Origin of the sequence: Peribacillus phoenicis (assembly GCF_047238085.1) — a bacterium.
Classification (GTDB): domain Bacteria; phylum Bacillota; class Bacilli; order Bacillales; family DSM-1321; genus Peribacillus.
On the sequence record NZ_JBDFMF010000001.1, the window covers coordinates 1,791,682 to 1,810,683 of the forward strand.

14 protein-coding genes are annotated in these 19,002 nt (G+C 39.1%); 13 read left to right on the forward strand and 1 reads right to left on the reverse strand.

All coding sequences use genetic code 11. The features are described 5' to 3' along the window. Window positions 1-87 precede the first annotated feature (87 nt). The 4 genes from ABC374_RS08705 (at window position 88) to ABC374_RS08720 (ending at window position 4,123) form a co-directional block, all read left to right on the forward strand. Window positions 88-1,533: an alkaline phosphatase PhoX gene (locus tag ABC374_RS08705; RefSeq protein WP_413017062.1), complete on the forward strand. Its 1,446-nt coding sequence runs from the start codon at window positions 88-90 to the stop codon at window positions 1,531-1,533. 58 nt (window positions 1,534-1,591) lie between these two features. Then, on the forward strand, window positions 1,592-1,819 hold the full coding sequence (tatA, locus tag ABC374_RS08710) for a twin-arginine translocase TatA/TatE family subunit (protein ID WP_413017064.1): 228 nt from the start codon (window positions 1,592-1,594) through the stop codon (window positions 1,817-1,819). Window positions 1,820-1,866: 47 nt separating this feature from the next. Beyond that, a complete protein-coding gene (locus ABC374_RS08715; protein WP_413017066.1) occupies window positions 1,867-2,880 on the forward strand; it encodes a bifunctional metallophosphatase/5'-nucleotidase in 1,014 nt (337 codons plus the stop codon). A gap of 1,015 nt (window positions 2,881-3,895) precedes the next feature. Further along, window positions 3,896-4,123, forward strand: a complete 228-nt coding sequence (locus tag ABC374_RS08720) for a hypothetical protein (RefSeq protein ID WP_350302291.1) — start codon at window positions 3,896-3,898, stop codon at window positions 4,121-4,123. 124 nt (window positions 4,124-4,247) lie between these two features. Here ABC374_RS08720 and ABC374_RS08725 read toward each other — a convergent pair whose 3' ends face one another. Beyond that, complete coding sequence (locus ABC374_RS08725) at window positions 4,248-5,006, reverse strand: GTP cyclohydrolase II (RefSeq protein WP_350302292.1); 759 nt, start codon at window positions 5,004-5,006, stop codon at window positions 4,248-4,250. A 664-nt stretch (window positions 5,007-5,670) separates the two neighbouring features. Here ABC374_RS08725 and ABC374_RS08730 point away from each other — a divergent pair. From ABC374_RS08730 to ABC374_RS08770, 9 genes are all read left to right on the forward strand, one after another. After that, window positions 5,671-7,740, forward strand: coding sequence for a bifunctional aldolase/short-chain dehydrogenase (locus ABC374_RS08730; RefSeq protein ID WP_413017069.1), 2,070 nt, complete (start codon window positions 5,671-5,673; stop codon window positions 7,738-7,740). A 190-nt stretch (window positions 7,741-7,930) separates the two neighbouring features. Beyond that, on the forward strand, window positions 7,931-9,184 hold the full coding sequence (gene rhaA / locus ABC374_RS08735) for an L-rhamnose isomerase (RefSeq protein WP_350302294.1): 1,254 nt from the start codon (window positions 7,931-7,933) through the stop codon (window positions 9,182-9,184). Window positions 9,185-10,121: 937 nt separating this feature from the next. Further along, window positions 10,122-11,159, forward strand: a complete 1,038-nt coding sequence (locus ABC374_RS08740; protein WP_413017071.1) for an autoinducer 2 ABC transporter substrate-binding protein — start codon at window positions 10,122-10,124, stop codon at window positions 11,157-11,159. Further along, entirely contained in the window at window positions 11,149-13,020 is a 1,872-nt protein-coding gene (locus tag ABC374_RS08745; RefSeq protein ID WP_413017073.1) for a cache domain-containing sensor histidine kinase, read from the forward strand. Before ABC374_RS08740 ends, ABC374_RS08745 begins: the two co-directional genes overlap by 11 nt. Continuing rightward, window positions 12,986-14,599, forward strand: a complete 1,614-nt coding sequence (locus ABC374_RS08750; protein ID WP_413017075.1) for a response regulator — start codon at window positions 12,986-12,988, stop codon at window positions 14,597-14,599. Before ABC374_RS08745 ends, ABC374_RS08750 begins: the two co-directional genes overlap by 35 nt. Before the next feature lie 191 nt (window positions 14,600-14,790). Further along, window positions 14,791-15,480 carry a ribulose-phosphate 3-epimerase gene (rpe, locus tag ABC374_RS08755; RefSeq protein ID WP_137017953.1) on the forward strand — a complete coding sequence of 230 codons (690 nt, stop codon included), beginning with the start codon at window positions 14,791-14,793 and terminating at the stop codon, window positions 15,478-15,480. Continuing rightward, window positions 15,477-16,448 carry a ribokinase gene (gene rbsK, locus ABC374_RS08760; RefSeq protein ID WP_413017078.1) on the forward strand — a complete coding sequence of 324 codons (972 nt, stop codon included), beginning with the start codon at window positions 15,477-15,479 and terminating at the stop codon, window positions 16,446-16,448. Before rpe ends, rbsK begins: the two co-directional genes overlap by 4 nt. Window positions 16,449-16,471: 23 nt before the next feature. Continuing rightward, the gene (locus ABC374_RS08765) at window positions 16,472-18,019 is read left to right on the forward strand and encodes a sugar ABC transporter ATP-binding protein (RefSeq protein ID WP_413017080.1); all 1,548 of its coding nucleotides are present in this window, start codon (window positions 16,472-16,474) and stop codon (window positions 18,017-18,019) included. Further along, complete coding sequence (locus ABC374_RS08770) at window positions 18,016-18,999, forward strand: ABC transporter permease (protein ID WP_063593123.1); 984 nt, start codon at window positions 18,016-18,018, stop codon at window positions 18,997-18,999. Before ABC374_RS08765 ends, ABC374_RS08770 begins: the two co-directional genes overlap by 4 nt. The last annotated feature ends 3 nt before the right edge of the window (window positions 19,000-19,002 follow it).

Genomic DNA, 19,002 nt, shown 5'->3' on the forward strand with positions numbered 1-19,002 from the left:
CATTTAAAATGGTCTGTTAATTTTAAGTGTAGAGTTTGCTATAAGGAATATAGCATCCCTCAAAAAGATCTTTTGGAGGTAATGTTGATGAAATCTAGCAATAGCTGTTTAAACAGACGTAATTTCTTAAAAGTTGGCGGAATGAGTACTTTAGCATTGACACTTGGTTCAACCGGGGTATTTTCTCTTGCAGGGGCTACAAAAGGATTTGCAGCGGAATCCAGCAATCCAACAAGCGGATTTGGTGGCTATGGCCCACTAGTAAAGGATCCAAATGGAGTTCTTGATCTGCCAAGGGGATTTCATTACAAAATGCTTTCACGAACTGGTGATATCATGCCTAATGGTGACCTTGTCCCTTCTGCTCACGATGGAATGGCTGCCTATAAAGGAGAGAAGGGTACGACCATTCTTGTAAGAAACCATGAAAATGGGACAAATTCAGATTACCCTGTAAACGGAAAAAAACCTTGGAGCGCTGGTGCTGCGGGCGGCACAACTACAATAATCGTTGGACAAAATAACAAAGTCATTGATCAGTATGTATCAAGTTCAGGTACAATACGTAACTGTGCGGGTGGAGCTACGACTTGGGGTACTTGGTTAACAATGGAAGAAACTCGTGATATGGGACATGGCTTTGTATTTGAAGTAAATCCGCATGATCCTGAAAACGAAATGTCAAGAACACCGATCCGTGATATGGGTTATTTCTCCCATGAAGCTGGGCATGTAGACCCTTCAACAGGAATTTGGTATTTAACCGAAGACGCAAGTCCAAGCTTCTTGTACCGTTTTACACCACATGACCGAAGTCAAAAGCTAGGTTCTCTGCAAAAGGGCGGTATCCTTGAAGCGGCAGCGATTGATGAATTGCCGGCTGCAGCTGCAAGTCAATTTAATACTAGACAAAAATTCGGGATTGTTTGGAAAAAATTAAATCCTGAAATCGCACAGCAGGATGCTAAGGATAAAGGCTGTATTCAGTTTAGCCGCTTAGAAGGGGCTTATTTTTCTGAAGGTACTTTATGGTTTGATGATACAAGTGCAGGTTCAGCACGACTTGGCCGTGTTTATCGCTACACGCCAGCGACAAACACCTTAGAACTATTCTATGAGTCTACTGATAAAAATGATTTAGAAGCACCGGATAACATTACAATCACTCCTTGGGGAGATCTTTGGATTGCCGAAGATGGAGGCGGTAATGATCGTATTGTCGGATTAACTCCTGAAGGAAATATTTATACTTTCGCTGAAAATATGATGAACGGTTCTGAATTTGCTGGCCCTACATTTTCTCCAGATGGAAATACTTTCTTTGTAAATATGCAAACACCAGGTATCACCTTTGCGATTTGGGGACCATTTGCACGCAGAAATTCTACCCGTAGACGAGCTATGAACCAGGCTATGCCGCCAGCAAGTCTTGCTCCTGTTGTTTCGGATAGACTTACTGCATTCGCAGAAGAACAAGGCATGTCTTTATTAGAAGCAGCAGCTTTAGAGCGTCATGGTATGCCAATTTTATAAGTAATGATCGCATTTTTTTGAGTACTAACAAACCATCATGGTATAGGAGGTGAGACCTTTGTTATCTAGTATCGGCATCCCTGGTCTAATTCTCATTCTAGTCATAGCGTTAATCATTTTTGGCCCTTCTAAATTACCGGAAATTGGAAGGTCTTTTGGAAACACTTTAAAAGAATTTAAAAAAGCGACTAATGATTTGATCAGCAATGAAAAAGAAGAAAAAACTAACTCTGAAGAAAAAAATAAACTAGTAGCTCTTGAGAAATCCGAAAAGACTGGAAACTAAATAACTTCTTTTATCATTTAATAGAGTAATTGCTTGGAGGAAATAGTATGAAAAAAACGGGAAAAATATTTTTGACTGGCTGCTTTTCGCTGGCGATGGCTGCCGCTTTTGTCGCAAAGCCCGTTACGGCAGATGCGGAGGAAAAGCTCAAGGAGGGAGAGAAGTTTAAACTCACCATTCTCCAGACGAATGACTTTCATGGTCATTTGGATGACATCGTCACGCTGGATGATGGAACCGTTCATCACAATTCTATTGCGAAGTACGCCACCATCATTGAAAATGTACGCAATGAAGAGGAGAATGTGCTTCTCGTCGATGGCGGGGATGTCTTCCTGCGCGGAGAGTTTCAAGCGGGTCAAGGAGAGTTGGAGACGTCTCTTTTGAAAGCTTTGGACTATGATGCGATGGCTCTCGGAAACAACGACTTCCGCGTTTACCCTGCCGGGGAGGGCACACCGGACAGCCGTTATGAACAGTTAAAGGATTACCACCGTAACGTGAATTTCCCCATCCTTACTGGTAATGTCATTGACAGGGAAACAGGAAAGTACATACAGAATGTAAAACCTTGGAATAATTTTACTTTCACTGGCGTTAAAGTCGGCATGATCGGCCTTACTTCGATGAAGCCGGAAATTCGCGGTTGGGATGATGTTGCTGACCTCGATTTCTTCGAACCGGTTGAAGCGTTGAATGCGTTGCTTCCTGAAGTGAGTGAAAAGTCAGACGTTAACATTGTCCTTTCGCATGCCGGAAACCCAGAAGACCATAAGCTGGCTCAGGTTCCCGGAGTCTCAGCGGTAATCGGCGCAGATACACACAAGGTCATCGAAACTCCCGAATACGAATTCAACGGAGAGGTGATGGTGCCAATTACTCAAGCCGGCGGAGAACAAGAACATTATTTGGGCCGCCTGAATTTGACTTTCGAAGTCGTTAACGCCAAAATGACTTTGGTCGAATCCGATGGATTTCTCTACGACGTCACAAATGTTCCGGCAGACCTGGAGATACAAGCGATTATAGACGATTATCGTGCAGATTTGAAGGCGCAATAATCAAGTCTTCATAATGCTATGAGGTATGGAAAAGCGAGATTAATCGCTTTGTCGTTTCTTTCTTAATTATGAAGTAAGTATGCAAGGGGTTGTCAGAAAGTCGGTGAAAACTAACTGACTGGCGGCCTTTTATTTTTGCTCATTTCCCGCCCTACGGACAATCATCCAGCTTAGTGTAGATTTTTTCTGTGTCGTTTAGCTTAATTCCACTACTTGTTATAAAAGGATCGTTAGGAAACAATGCATTTCATATGCCATTGAGATTGCGAAGAATTTCACTAAAATTACCATGAAAATAAACTTCTGTAACTGATAAAATGACAATAATAAGACGCATCCTATTCCATAAATCAATGAGTTCATTCACCAAATTTCATTATATAGCTATAAATTGATTTTAAACAATTCTCGATATCCATAAACAACCAGGTGTTTTTTAACCGCTGATGGTCATTATAAATAAAGAAGAAGGGGCTACTGATTACGTATGATTCACATCATATAGTAAATGAGGTGTCGGTTAAAGACGTTTAACTTAACTACTGGTAGCTTCATTAAAAAATCGATTCGAGCAAGGAGATGGTTCTCTTGCACGTAAAAGCAGAAAACTCATTCAATAATTGTCATTTATGCTTTGAAAGTTGAGGAAACTTTTAAGATATAGGGGATGGTTGCTTTGGATGGTAAACTCTAGTCAGATACCAGTATTTACTCTAAAGTAGATGAGGTGTTTATCGCAGAGAATGTATGCTGATTCGAAATGAAGCAAACCCCTTTTTCAGGCAGGGTGCAACTTTCCGTTGCATCCTGTTTTTATGTATTTTCTTGTTATCACTTGCGTGAGCTATTTTATTTTATCCCCACTTTACTTGTATATTTTTTCATTTTACCGTAACCTGTGCTGTTATCACTAAAAGCGGCCCAATAAGGAAAAGCATATGGGTAACAAGATGATAAAAAAATAATACACTATTATCGGAGAAGACATAAATCAAACAAGAAGGATGGGATCCTGATGGTTGATGAAAATACACAAAAAAACAAACGGGAACAATGGAAAAAGCAAGTCATGAATAATCTGAAGAGGGAAGCTGTCAAAAATATCATAGCAGGAATGGGAGACCTAGCAAGATTAGATGCTAAAGTCAATAATACTTACACTGTATACATCAAGGATGGAAGAATGATAAAGCAAGCTACAAATGGGAAGTGTGTTGTCATTAATGGAAAAATCCAAGATTAACTGAAAAGGGTTAGTAAAAACCATTAAGGGTTCTTTTGGTAATTTAACTTCAGCTGCTCTTTCGGAAACACACTTATAAACCTATTCAGGGATATAACAAACCAATTTCATTTAAAACAATCAGTCATTCATCTTTAATATCATTTAAATGACCGGAACGTACCACTTTAGTTTTTAAATATTTTTCATTAAACTCGGAAATATCTCCCCATAACGGAACTCTGCCTGCAACGTTGGCACCAGAGTTTTGAAGGGCTTCTAATTTTCTCGGATTGTTGGTGATAAGGGTGACTGGATTAGAGCGCAGTTTTTTTAACACCCGAATGGCGTCATCATAGTTACGTGCATCATCCACAAATCCAAGCTCCAAATTCGCTTCCACCGTATCCAATCCTTTTTCTTGTAGAACATAAGCCATGGCTTTACTAAATAATCCGATGCCTCTTCCTTCGTGATTCGCTAAATAAAATAAAGCTCCGGATCCTTGAGTTGCAATCATTTTCATAGCCTGCTTTAATTGAAAGCCACAATCACAGCGTTTGCTGCCAAATATATCCCCAGTATGACAAATACTATGCATCCGGATAAGGGCATCGGAGGAGTTTTGAAAATCCCCATACAGTAACACACTTGATTGCTGCATTTCCGCTAAGTTGGAAGAGGCTAAAGTTTCAATGATCTTTTCTATATTATAAGTGCCGTCACCACAAAAATGACCCGCCATATACTCACATCGTAACCAGCAATACCACTGGAATATAATTGTTTCGCCCTCTAAGTTTATGGGTAATTTGATTGGGCCGACTAAATAAATGGATGTTTCATCACTTTTAATAACGTTAATTTTTTCTTCTAATATCAATGCCACTTTTTCATTAATCATATAAACTTCCTCCCGAATCTTCTAATACTACGATAACGTTTACTAGTTCATCTCATATTGTACCCAATCCACTCTTTTGTAAATCTTTGATTTTAAATAGAAACAAAAGCTCCAAATGTACTAAAACTAAAGACAACAACAAAAGGTTAACTCCATCTTTGGTGTGAAAACCCATGTCCATTTCTTATTTGAACAGTAACTCATATAATCTCAATAAAGCCACAGCACCGATTTTTCAGTAAAAAGGATTGAGAGACATTATTGCATCGTTGGTATTTGGGTTAGAAAGAAGTTTGTCTGCAGCTGCCTGTTTACCCGGGAAAATGATGTCTTTCCGTAGGAAATGTCCTGCGAAGTCTTTGGGAAGTTTTGCATCTGTCTTTTTCTAAGATGGAAGGGACATGGTGTTTACATTCATGGTCATTTGTTGTACTTACGTTTATTTTACAAACTTCATCTAAGGAAAATGGTGATTTTTTAGATGATATTACCTTGCAGAATGATTTGGATTGTTGAAAATGCGGATACATCCATTGTCTTTCACGCTCACCGATTTTCCTTGTTTTCATAAAATTGGTAACAATTAAAAAAACTTCTTCAAATGAAAACAAAAGTGTTATACAATAAAACAAACATAAATAAAGATAAACGGGGGTAAAACAAAGTGGTTAATAATTTATGGAATGATAAAGAAGCGTCAAAAGTAACATCCGGAGTAGAAGAACTGGTTTATCGGTCTAATTTAATCGGTACAGATCGAGCCGTCTGCAACTGGGGAGGCGGCAATACATCCATGAAAACAATTGAAAAAGATTTTCGTGGCCGGGAAATTGAAGTCATGTGGGTTAAAGGAAGCGGTTCCGACCTTGCGACAATGAAAGCGGGCAATTTCACAGGTTTGAATCTAGCGGATATTCACCCTTTAATCGAGCGTGATGAAATGCCTGATGCAGATATGGTTGAATATTTGTCACACTGCATGATCGACAGTAAGCATCCACGTATGTCGATTGAAACTTTACTTCATGCCTTCCTTCCCTTTAAACATGTTGACCATACACATCCAGATGCAATTATTAGTCTTTGCTGTGCAGACAATGGAAAAGAAGTCGCCAATGAAATTTTCGGTGATCGTTTTGTCTGGGTACCATATGAGCGCCCTGGCTTCACTTTGTCTAAAATGATTGCAAAAGGTGTGAAAAATAACCCGCAGGCCGAGCTTGTTTTAATGGAAAAGCACGGATTGGTAACTTGGGGTGAAACATCGAAAGAAGCCTATGAAAAAACCATTTCGATTATAACGGAAGCAGAAGAGTTTATTAAAAGCCGCCAGCATGAAGAAGATGCATTTGGTGGACAGGCATTTGACTCTTTACCTGAAGCAGAGCGCAAAAAGGTACTTGCTTCGATTATGCCAGTTATCCGCGGTGCTGTGGGCGAGGAGAAAAAAATGCTTTTAACCTTTGACGATGCAGATGATGTCCTGCAATTTTTGAATAGCAAAAATGCGGCAGTCTTATCACAAGTCGGTGCAGCTTGCCCGGATCACCTTGTACATACAAAAATGAAGCCGCTATACATTAACTGGGATCCTCAAAATGAACGAACAGAATCCTTGGTGGAAAAAGTTAAAACGGGTATTCAACAATATAAGGAAGAATATAAGCAATACTTCGAGCGCAATAAAAACGAAGGAGATGTGATGTTTGAGGCGGCACCACGAGTTATTTTGATACCAGGTGTCGGAATGGTCAACACAGGCAGAAACGTAGCCATGGCAAACGTGAGCGGAGCACTTTACCATCGAGCGATTGCGGTTATGAAAGGGGCAACAGCACTTGGCGATTTCGTATCTCTCAGTGAAAATGAGTCATATAACGTTGAATACTGGCCACTTGAGCTGTATAAATTGTCTCTTTCGCCGGCAGAAGCGGAGTTCTCACGCAAAGTAGCCTTCATTACAGGCGGTGCGGGCGGTATTGGCAGCGCAACAGCACGGCGTTTAGTTTCTGAAGGTGCCCATGTAGTTCTAGCTGATTTAAATATTGAAGGTGCTGAAAAAGTTGCAGATGAAATCAATAAAGAATACGGGGAAATACGTGCTGCAGCTTTTAAAATGGATGTTACCAGTGAAGAGCAGGTACAGATTGCCTTTGAGAAATCAGCTCTTACATTTGGGGGAATTGATATTATCGTCAACAATGCCGGCCTTGCCACATCCAGTCCGTTTGATGAAACAACCTTAAAAGAATGGAACCTAAACATGAATGTACTGGGGACGGGCTATTTCCTTGTAGCACGTGAAGCTTTTAAGCAAATGAAACAACAGGGAACAGGAGGAAATATGGTATTTGTCGGATCGAAAAACTCTGTTTACGCTGGAAAAAATGCTTCTGCTTACAGTTCAGTCAAAGCCCTTGAAACACATTTAGCACGTTGCATTGCAGTGGAAGGCGGGGATTTCGGAATCCGTGTTAATTCTGTTTTGCCAGACGCCGTATTACAGGGATCTTCCATTTGGGGATCGGGTTGGCGTCAAGAGCGTGCCGCTGCATACGGAATAGAGCCAGACCAGCTTGAAGATCATTACAAAAAACGTACGACATTGCTAGTAAATATATTCCCGGAAGACATTGCTGAGTCCATAGCGTTTTTCGCTTCATCAAAAGCAGACAAAACAACGGGTTGCATGGTCACTGTAGACGGCGGTGTACCTGGAGCTTTTAATCGCTGAATAGGTTTTGCCTGTTTTCTAGGATTTTGTTGCTTTAAGTGGAGGGTTTGTCAAAGGCGAAATCAATCTATCCAAAAATAATAGATTAAGTATGTACTGCCCATTGTGATAAATGAAGAATATATGATTTGGAAAAGGTAGTAGGAATCATGGAGTGAACTATTCAATCCGTTAAAAAGGATGGGACGATATGACAATTAAAGAACAGTACGAAGCGGCGAAACAAGCGTATGCGAATTGGGGAATTGATGTGGATGCGGCACTCGAAACTCTGAAAAAAGTGCCTATTTCGATACATTGCTGGCAGGGTGATGATATTGGTGGATTTGAAGTGAACAAAAGTGAATTATCGGGCGGAATTGATGTGACGGGGAATTATCCAGGAAAAGCCACTACGCCGGAAGAGCTACGCATGGATCTTGAAAAAGCGTTATCGCTTATTCCGGGGAAACATCGTGTCAATTTGCATGCCATTTATGCGGAAACAAATGGAGAAGCAGTCGAACGCGATCAGCTTGAGCCAAAGCACTTCGAAAACTGGTTGAATTGGGCTAAAGAAAACGGTCTTGGTTTGGATTTTAACCCGACACTATTTTCCCATGAAAAAGCAGCAGACGGCTTGACACTTTCTCATCCAGATGAAGAAATACGTGAATTCTGGATAGATCATTGCATCGCCAGCCGAAAAATCGGAGAGTACTTTGGTCGTGAACTCGGCATGCCCTGCTTAACAAATATATGGATTCCAGACGGCTACAAAGATATTCCAAGCGACCGTTTGACACCGAGAAAGAGATTAAAAGAATCCCTTGATCGAATTTTTACGGCAGAAGTGGATGAAACATGTAATTGGGATGCAGTGGAAAGTAAAGTATTCGGTATCGGTTCCGAGTCTTATGTCGTAGGATCGCATGAATTCTACCTTGGCTACGCACTGAAAAATAACAAAATTTGCTTAGTGGATACAGGTCATTATCATCCGACTGAAACAGTATCGAACAAAATTTCTTCGATGCTATTATACAGTGATAAACTGGCACTTCATGTTTCGCGCCCGGTTCGATGGGACAGTGACCACGTCGTAATTTTAGACGATGAGCTTCGTGAAATTGCGCTTGAAATTGTTCGCAATGATGCTTTAAACCAGGTGATCATTGGTCTTGATTTCTTTGATGCCAGCATTAACCGTGTTGCTGCCTGGACGATTGGTACGCGTAATATGATTAAAGCCCTCTTATATGCCTTACTTGTACCGAACGATCATTTGAAAGAACTGCAAGAAAAAGGGGATTTTACTGAGCGACTGGCATTAATGGAGGAATTTAAAACCTATCCATTTGGTGCAATTTGGGATTATTATTGTGAGAAAATGAATGTACCGGTAAAGGAAAGTTGGCTGACGCAAGTGAAAGAATATGAACGTGATGTTTTAGCAAAACGTTAAATTAAGGTTATCCTGAATCGGCAAACCGATGTGTGACTAATTCCGCTGAATTAATATGGGTCTATCGATTCGTCCCGAATGATTGGTCTGGAAATTCCGAAGTATAACGAAGAGATGGAGAAAAAGTAAAAAAGTTTTTGTTTTAAATTAGAAAATTAATATAGTTAAAAGGAAAACTTATTAGAAAGGTAATTCCTTTATAAAATATACCTATAACGATCTTTGACACAGGTCTTTCTATGGGTATATTTTATTTTTTGATTGCACGTTAATGAATAGACATGAAAGCTAGTCAATTTGTACTCGAAATGTTAAATCAGGAATGAGAGTATCGTACACCATATTGATTTAATCTGTTGAAAATTAGACTGATGACTGAAGAAGAATCGTTAATGTAATGACGTAGACTGCTTTGTAATTTTCCAATACAACTAAAAATGAAACACTATGAGCAAGTGAAACTATATAAAAATATTATTTGAATTTTAAAAATGTTTGTAAAATTTGAATTGACAAACCTTTCAAAAACAGTAAAAATCAATAATAAAAAGAAAAAAATGATGGGGTTCAATTGTACAATAGAGGTATTTTTAATACATATAAAAGAGAATGAGAAAGGCCTTCACTCTTGATGCTAAAATACGATTTTTCCAGTTTCCATTGCGCTATTCGTGTAATTTAGTAGATGAACAAAACAGAGAAGGTCATGGCTGGACAATAAATTGTAGGGAAACCTGAAAGTATATAAAGGTTTCCTATTTTAGTAAAGAAAGTAAGGTTTTACTCCCGGAAAGATCTATCATTTATGAAACCGTTTTCTTAGAAAGAAGCAGCGGTAAATGTAACCGGATGATAAAAGCATTTCTTAAGTCATTCCTTCTTACAATTTCCATGATACGTGCTAATGTTTAGAATTTAAGAAAGAAGGTAGCTAATCATGTTAAGGATGCCCATCTCTTTTATTTTGTTTTTATTTATACTAAGCGGCTGTGATCATTCTTCAGAATACGAGATTATTTACAATGATGAAGAAAGTATCGACGTCACTACAAAACCTGTCGAGGATAAAAAAGGTACATATACGATAGCTGTTATACCTAAAATTGACGGAATTCCTTATTTTAAAGCGGTAGAGGAGGGGGCGTTGGAGGCGGGAAAAGACTTAGGTGTGAAGGTCATATATACAGGCCCACCTACCCCCAGCTCTGAAAAGCAGGAAGAGATTATAACAAAATTAATTGAAAAAAAAGTGGACGTAATTGCGGTATCTGCAAATGATCCATATAAATTAGGTAGGGTGCTGCAAAAAGCAAAGCGTAAAGGAATCAAGGTGATCACCTGGGATTCTGATACTAATGCATCATACAGAAGCTTTTTTGTGAACATGATAGATCCTGAGATAATCGGCAGGCATGTAATGGATACTCTCGCTATTGAAATGGAAGAAAAAGGGGAGTTTGCGATAATGACGGGATCTCCTACCGCTGCCAATCTTAATACATGGATTGATTGGATTCAAATCCAACAAAAAGAATATTATCCAACTATGAAACTAGTTGAAGTGGAATATACAAACGAAGATATTCATAAAGCGTATAAGGTAACACAAAATTTATTTAAAAAATACCCGGACCTAAAAGGAATTATTGGTATTTCAACGGTTAACCCTCCTGCTGCGGCTCAGGCTGTGAAAGATGCAGGTAAAATCGGCAAGATTGCCGTAGTCGGTACATCGACTCCTAATTTAATGAATGAGTATTTACAGGAGGGTGCTGCCCAGACCATTACGTTATGGAGTCCACAAAAGTTGGGTTACTTGACTGTTAGCCTAGCAAAAAACTTATTGATTGATGAATTTCCTTATGATGGACAGAACATTAAGAACATAGGTAGGATTAAATTCAACGGTGATATCGTCATTATGGGAGAGCCCATCGATTTTACAAAGGGAAATGTGAACCAGTATGATTTTTAAAGGGAAAAAGCCGATCCAGATAAAAAACTTGCGTTTAACTACAAAACTAGTTACAACCTATACATTATTAACGGTTCTACCTATGGCCTTACTTGGGTTCATTGCATACTGGCAATACACAAAATCAATAGAAGAAGAAGTGGGCGAATATATTCCCCGTCTTGTCAAACAGGTTAATGGCAACATTGAAAATGACATTCAAAAACTAGAGACCTTACCTGATTTAATTTATAATTCCGGTGATGTCATGGCTATTTTAAGAGACAGTCAATCAAAAAAAAAATCGGTTTTGCTACACGATGAATATATCATGAAGAGTTATTTGACAAGGACCTATTTAAATAACAATTCATCTCATATTTTGGGGGCGTTTCTTATTTCCAAGAATCGTACATTTGCAAGTACAAGTCTCCATTATGACAGTTTTGGTTTTGAAGATGGTTCCTTGCCATATGCAGATGACCTAGGATTGCTAGGCGAGATGCAGTTGCTCCTTCCTAATCAGACTAATTTAACGTTTGAAGGGGATCCCTCCTATTTTATGCTAGTCAAACCAATTACTGATTTCGATAATAGAAAAAATTTAGGAACGCTCTATATAGCCATCGATGTAGCGTTTTTTGAACAATCACTTCAGGATTTGCAAAAGGAAGAGAATGTTACGATGTGGATCATGAATAAGCGGGGGAAGATAATTTATCATAAGGATCATTCAAAAATTGGTTCTGTGGAAAAAGGAATACATGATTACCCATTACTGAATGGTAGTTTTCGTACAGAAATCGATGGAAAACGGAATTTAATCAGTATAAGTGAATCAAATGAGCTGCCATGGGTGCTCGTTCACAGCATGCCAATCAAAAATATGACGGAAAAAACGGATGTTATCCGAAATGTGACAATTTTCGTTTTTATCCTGTTCACACTCATTACTACATTGATCTCTATCTTTTTTGCCTGGACCGTTACACGTCCACTAAACGAATTAGGAGATATCATGAAGCGAGTGGAAAAAGGTGATTTATTAGTAGAAATACCCATACATTCCAAGGATGAAGTCGGGATGCTCGCGAACAGTTTTCGATCTATGCTTGCAGAGATAAGAGAGCTGATTCAAAAAAACTACCACATTGAACTACGAAAAAAAACAGCTGAATTATACGCCCTTCAATCTCAAATAAATCCTCACTTTATGTATAATACGCTGGAAACCATAGGCATGGCTGTGGAAGAAGGAGATAGCGATGAAGTCGTGAAGATGGTGACATTGCTTGGTAGAATGATGCGCTTTTCAATCAGTAATAAAGAAAGCTTGGTTCCTATAAACAGTGAGGTTCAGCACATTGAAGATTATTTAAGCATCCAACAATTCCGTTTTGAAGATCGTTTGCATTTTATGATAGAAAAAGGAGCAGATGTGGTTAATTATTATATACCCAAGTTTGTTTTACAGCCAATCGTTGAAAATTCCATTAAATATGGATTGGAAAAAAGAAAGGAAATAGACATTCAAATACATATTTCTGATGAGGAAACTCAGACAGGTGAGGAAGATCTTTTGCTGATAGTCAGTGATGACGGACCAGGGATAACAGAAAGCGAATTAATTGAATTAAATGAAAAGTTACGTTTAGATCCAATGATGAAACGGGACTCTGGCTTTGGGATTATCAATGTAAATGCAAGAATTGGCATGATGTTCGGGGAACAATATAATCTTCAAATTAATAGCGAATACGGAAAGGGAACGAGTGTGGTTATACGACTTCCCAAAATAAATGCCCAACAAGTAAGCATGTATGTTCAAGGAGAGGAGAAGAACAGAGATGATACAAAGGGTCAGGACGGTCATTGTAGATGATGAACCAAGGATAAGAAGAGGCATAGAAAGACTAGTACAATCTTGTGGGGAAGAGTGGCAGGTTGTAGGTGTTTACTCCGATGGCCAAGAGGCCTACGATGCAATTATCAATCAAGTAGAAGAAGTTGATGTATTAATAACAGATGTACAAATGCCTGTCATGGACGGGTTAACGTTAATTCAACAGTTGAAAAAAACTAAACCAACGCTATTTCCATTCATTATAAGCGGGTATGATGATTTTCTTTATGTACAGACTGCCCTAAGGGAAGGCGCTGTCGATTATATATTGAAACCGATTGATCGAGAAAAGTTTAAATTGCAGTTGAAGACTGTGCAGGAAAAAGTAATTGAGGCGCGAAAGGAAAGGGAAAAGATAGGAGAAATAGAAGAAAGAGCCTTGATATTAACCCATGAAAAGCAGCTTCAATTGCTGATGGAAATAACGTTGAAAGATGCAATGGACTTATCATTACTTGAATGGACGCGGCAATTTCCAGAAGGAACCTATTCCCTGATCCATATTGGAATCGATCATACATTTGCCAAAACCCAAAGTTTTTCACCAGAAGATTGGGGGAGATGGAATGATGTAATAAAAAAACTTATAAAAGACTTACTAGATGATCATTCAACGCATTGGATGTGGAAAGATAGTCTACATGCCAGTTGGGTATTGATTAAGGATACTACCCCTTCAGCTTTGGAGCAATTGTGTATAACATTAAAAACAACTGTCCAACGGCAAACCCCTTTTACGGTTTCCATTGCCCTTGGGAATGAGTTTAATGACCTTACCCTTTTAGTAAATATTAAAGATGAATTACGATCTACCTTGCAATATCGAATGATACAAGGAGGCAATAAAATTTTCAGATCTGAAATGCTTAAACATGTATCATATAATAAAGTGATTGAAGTGCCGCCATCCATCTATAAATGGGCAGAAGAGACAGTGGAGGCGATGGAGCATGGGGAAGAAGCTGCCATTCGTTCTCTCATGCAATTTTTTAACGAATTGAAAGATGTCACGTCCCCTTTTGTAATACAAGAATCGGTTCGCTATTTGTCTATTAGAATTATTAATAAATGGATTAAAAGTGATGGTTTTAAAGAGCTTCCGCTTTTACTTGAGGAAGCATTTAGCATTGCCGAGGATTCTTCTCATTTTAATCATTTAAAAAAGGAGACGGAGCGCTGGGTCATGAATATGTTAAAAAAGCAAGCAGCATTTCAAAATGACCAAACAGATCCCATACGCCAGGCAAAAGAATGGATTCTAAATCATATAGGCGATAACATCACAATAAAAAAAATCGCCAATCATGTCCATTTAAATTCAACCTATTTTTGTGAGTATTTTAAAAATCAGACAGGTGAAACCGTGCTTGACTATGTAACCAATGAACGGTTAAAAGTCGCGAAGGAATTATTAAGTCATACAGATTTAAAGATTTACGATATTGCTTCAAAAGTAGGCTATCAAGATACCAAATATTTTAGTCGGCTGTTTAAGCAATGGACAGGACAACTGCCGTCTCAATATCGAGATACTCATGAGTTTTTTGTGAAAAAGTAGAAGCTTCCATTCCGGAGCTTTTTTTTATGTCTACATTGAAAATGTCCCGAAGAAAATCCCCCCTACCCGAATTTTATCACCTACCAGCTTATGCCAATTCCCTTTATAGTGAAAGTATCAACAAAGAAAGCGCTTCCTTTACAAAGAAAACGCTTTCTTAATAAAAGATGAAATGGAACGGGAGTGTTTATATGACCTTAATTGGACCCTCACTTATGTGTGCAGATATGGGGAATTTACAAGAATCAGTAATGAGATTAGACCGTGCAGGTGTTGATTTCTTTCATCTAGATATAATGGATGGATCGTTTGTTCCTAATTTTACGATGGGCCCGGATCTAATTAAAAGCATTAGGCAATTCTCGGATAAACCATTTGATGTTCACTTAATGGTTGAAAGACCGGAAGACCATTTAGATCTTTTCATTCAGTCGGGGGCAGATATGATTTCCATTCATGCAGAGGCAACTGCCCATTTACAGAGATCACTTCAAAAGCTGAAGAATGATGGGATTAAGGCAGGGGTAGCCTTAAATCCATCAACCCCCATCACAGAGCTTGAACATGTATTGGATGTAGTCGATTATGTAACGGTGATGACGGTGAATCCAGGTTTTGCCGGGCAGTCCTTTGTACCGCTTATGTATAAGAAAATAAAAAAGATAAAAGAATTAATTCAATCGGAAGGCTACCAAATTGATATTCAGGTAGATGGAAACATTGGGTTCGAAACCATTCCGGGTGTATTGAAAAATGGAGCCGACATGTTGGTTTGCGGTACGTCCTGTTTATTTAAAAACGATGTATTACTGGAAGATGCCGTTGGCCAACTCCGGGCATTCTTAGAGCAAATGAAAATGAAAAACGAGGGTTGTGCATGAAAGGGATTGTAGTGGTAGGGAGTATTAATATGGATATTGTCGCAGTCACTAATCAGTATCCAGCCCATGGTGAAACAATCTTCGGAGAAAATATGAAGCTATTAAGTGGTGGAAAAGGCGCAAATCAAGCAACGACGTGCGCAAAACTCGGAAAACCAGTAAAGCTAATCGGTGCGGTTGGCGAGGATGAATTCGGGCATGAAATAGAACGTTCTCTTCTTCAAAATAACGTGAATATATCCTCCTTGAAACATGTTGCAGAACATCCAACTGGATGCGCAGTCATTACAGTAGATGCTACAGCAGAAAACACCATGCTTGTCATTAAAGGGGCCAATGAACATTTGACAAGAAGTGATATTGACATTTGTTTTTCTACCATCAGTGATGACTATGCTGTTTTACTTGTACAGATGGAAATTCCTGATGAGGCTGTTCTACAAGCCATGAAAAGGGCTAAAGAAAAAAATATGTTTATTATCTTGGACCCTGCTCCGGCAGAAGGGGTAACGACTGAAGCACTGACCTATGCTAATTTGATTACGCCGAATTGGCAGGAAACAAAAGTGTTGACTGGGATCGAAGTCAACTCGAAGGAAAGTGCATGCAAAGCGGGTGTTTTCTTTAAGAATCATTTTGGCGTGGAGAATAGCATTATTAAGTTGGGCCATAAAGGAGCATTGGTTTATCAAAATGGTGAAACAAACTTTATCGAGCCCATTGCAGTAAAAGCTGTTGATACAGTGGGGGCAGGAGACTCGTTCGCAGGCGCCCTTGCCTGTGCCATTGCAGATGGGGAGACGATCGAATCAGCAGCCGAGTTTGCTTCAATTGTAGCGGCGATGAAGGTAACGAAAATGGGGGCCCAAGATGGTGTGCCGAGGCTAGCAGAAGTGGAACATTTTTGTGAAACCAATAACATTAATTACTATGGAAAAAAACAAAAGTTGAAGCAAATTTATGACTGATTAAGGTTGGAAAGGAGAGAAACATGTCTGATTTCTTATTGCAAATGACGAATGTCAGTAAAACGTTCCCAGGTGTAAAAGCACTGGATAGCGTTCAGCTTGAAGTGAAAAAAGGAGAAGTTCATGCGTTAATAGGTGAGAATGGTGCCGGGAAATCAACGCTCATTAAAATATTAGCTGGCATTTATCGACCGGACCCAGGAGCCAAGTTTTACTTTGAAGGAAAAGAAGCCGAAATTCAAAAACCGATTGATGCTACGCTAAAAGGTATTTCAATCATTTATCAGGATTTAAGTTTATTTTCAAACCTATCTGTAGCTGAAAATATCAATATTGGCCGGGATAGTGATAAAAAACCATGGAAAAAGATTAGATGGAAGGAGATGGAGGATACGGCAAAACGGGCACTTAAAGAACTGGAATTTGAGATTGATGTTCATACACCCGTTGAAAAATTAAGCATTGCTCAACAGCAGCTGATTGAAATCGCCAGAGCCCTCGCTTTTGATTCCAAGTTGATTGTAATGGACGAACCGACTTCATCCCTATCCGCAGGGGAAGTTGAAAAGCTTTATAAAGTTATACAAAAGTTAAAGGATCGCGGAATTTCCATAATCTTTGTCAGCCACAAGTTAAAAGAGTTATTTACTGTTTCCGATCGATTTACAATACTGCGCGATGGGAAATATGTAGGCACTTACGAAACTGAAGAACTTGATGAAGATAAATTAATCACACTAATAGTGGGACGTCAGATTTTATATAAAAAGAATATGGTAAAAGGAAAAACGGGAAAAACTCTTTTGGAACTGAATGGTTTATCAAAAGAAGGTAACTTTAAAGATATTTCCTTTGAATTGAAAGCTGGAGAAGTCCTTGGGATTACAGGACTTGTCGGATCAGGAAGAACAGAGCTTGCACAGGCGATATTCGGGGTCAACAGGCCTTACGATGGAAGTATGAAAATAAATGGGGTTTCTACTAAAATCAAGTCTTCGGAACATGCTGTAAAGCAAGGGATTGCATATATTCCAGAAAGCAGAAAAACGCAAGGACTCATCCTTCGCCAGTCCATAATCAACAATATTTCATTACCTGTTTTGAAACAATTGAGAAATAAATTCAAATTGATCAAACGAAAGGAAGAAGTTAAGCTGGCTGATCATTATATGAAAACGCTAGATGTTAGACCGGCTTTGCCTAAAAGGGCAGCTGGTGACCTGTCAGGCGGAAATCAACAGAAAGTCGTGATCGGCAAGTGGCTTTCTACTAAACCACAAATCCTAATTATTGACGAACCGACGAATGGGATTGATATTGGGGCTAAGTCAGAGATTCATAAGTTAATGAGGGAACTGGCTGCTGAAGGAATGGGCATTATTGTGATTTCTTCAGAGCTTCCAGAAGTACTTGCTGTCAGTGATCGAATTTTGGTCATGAGACACGGAAGAATAGCCGGAGAACTTGGTATAGAAGAAGCCACACAGGAAAATATCATGAATTATGCTCTGCTTGGTTCTCAATCTCCTTCCAAAAAAGGGCTTCCGCTAAAAGAGGAGGTACGTGCATGAACGCCATTTTGAAGTCGAAGGAAATCAGCATCGGAATGATTGTTTTGCTTTTATGTATTACATTGACATTCTTAAGCCCGTATTTTTTAACTGTAGACAATTTGCTGGATGTACTAAAAGGGAATGCTGTACTTGGAATTCTGGCGGTGGGTATGACACTTGTAATCATCACTGGCGGGATTGACGTATCGGTCGCCGCTGTTACAAGCGCTGTCTGTGTCATCGTTGGAAAAGTAATGATGCTCATGCCTGACCATCCCATCTCTATACTATTACTCTTTTTGATTGGGCCATTTCTTGGGGTTTGTTTAGGTGCACTGAATGGACTGCTTGTTGCAAAGGTTCAAATTCCAGCTATTGTCGTGACACTTGGAATGATGAGTATCATTAATGGGCTCGTGTTGTACATTACGAATGGTCAGTATTTGAACAGCAGCAGTTTTCCAACCGTATTCATCAAGTTTGCTAGTTTTGAGGTGTTCGGTATATCTATCATCATTCTAATTTTTATCGCCGTAGCTCTGTTTACTTGGTATATTTTGAAATACACATTAATCGGTCGCGAAGTATTGGCGATTGGCGGTAATAAAGATTCAGCCATTCGGGTTGGGATAAATTTTGACAAAGTTCAAATATTTGTTTTCTCCTATATGGGGTTTCTTGCAGGAATAGCAGCCATTGCTCAAACAGCATATACAAAGGCTGTTGATCCTAATGGAATGCTTGGTCTGGAGCTGATGGTCATAGCAGCCGTTGTTTTGGGCGGTGCGAACATCATGGGGGGTCGCGGTACCATTTTGGGAACGGTTTTGGGCGTTCTTCTGCTAGGCATTGTACAAAATGGTCTTATCTTGGCAAAAATTGATACCTTCTGGCAAAAAGTATTCACTGGATTGATTATATTACTGGCTGTGTCATACGACCACATTCAATATAAGCGCTCAAAAGATAAGTTAGCAAAAATTGAAGTGGAAGCGTAAGAA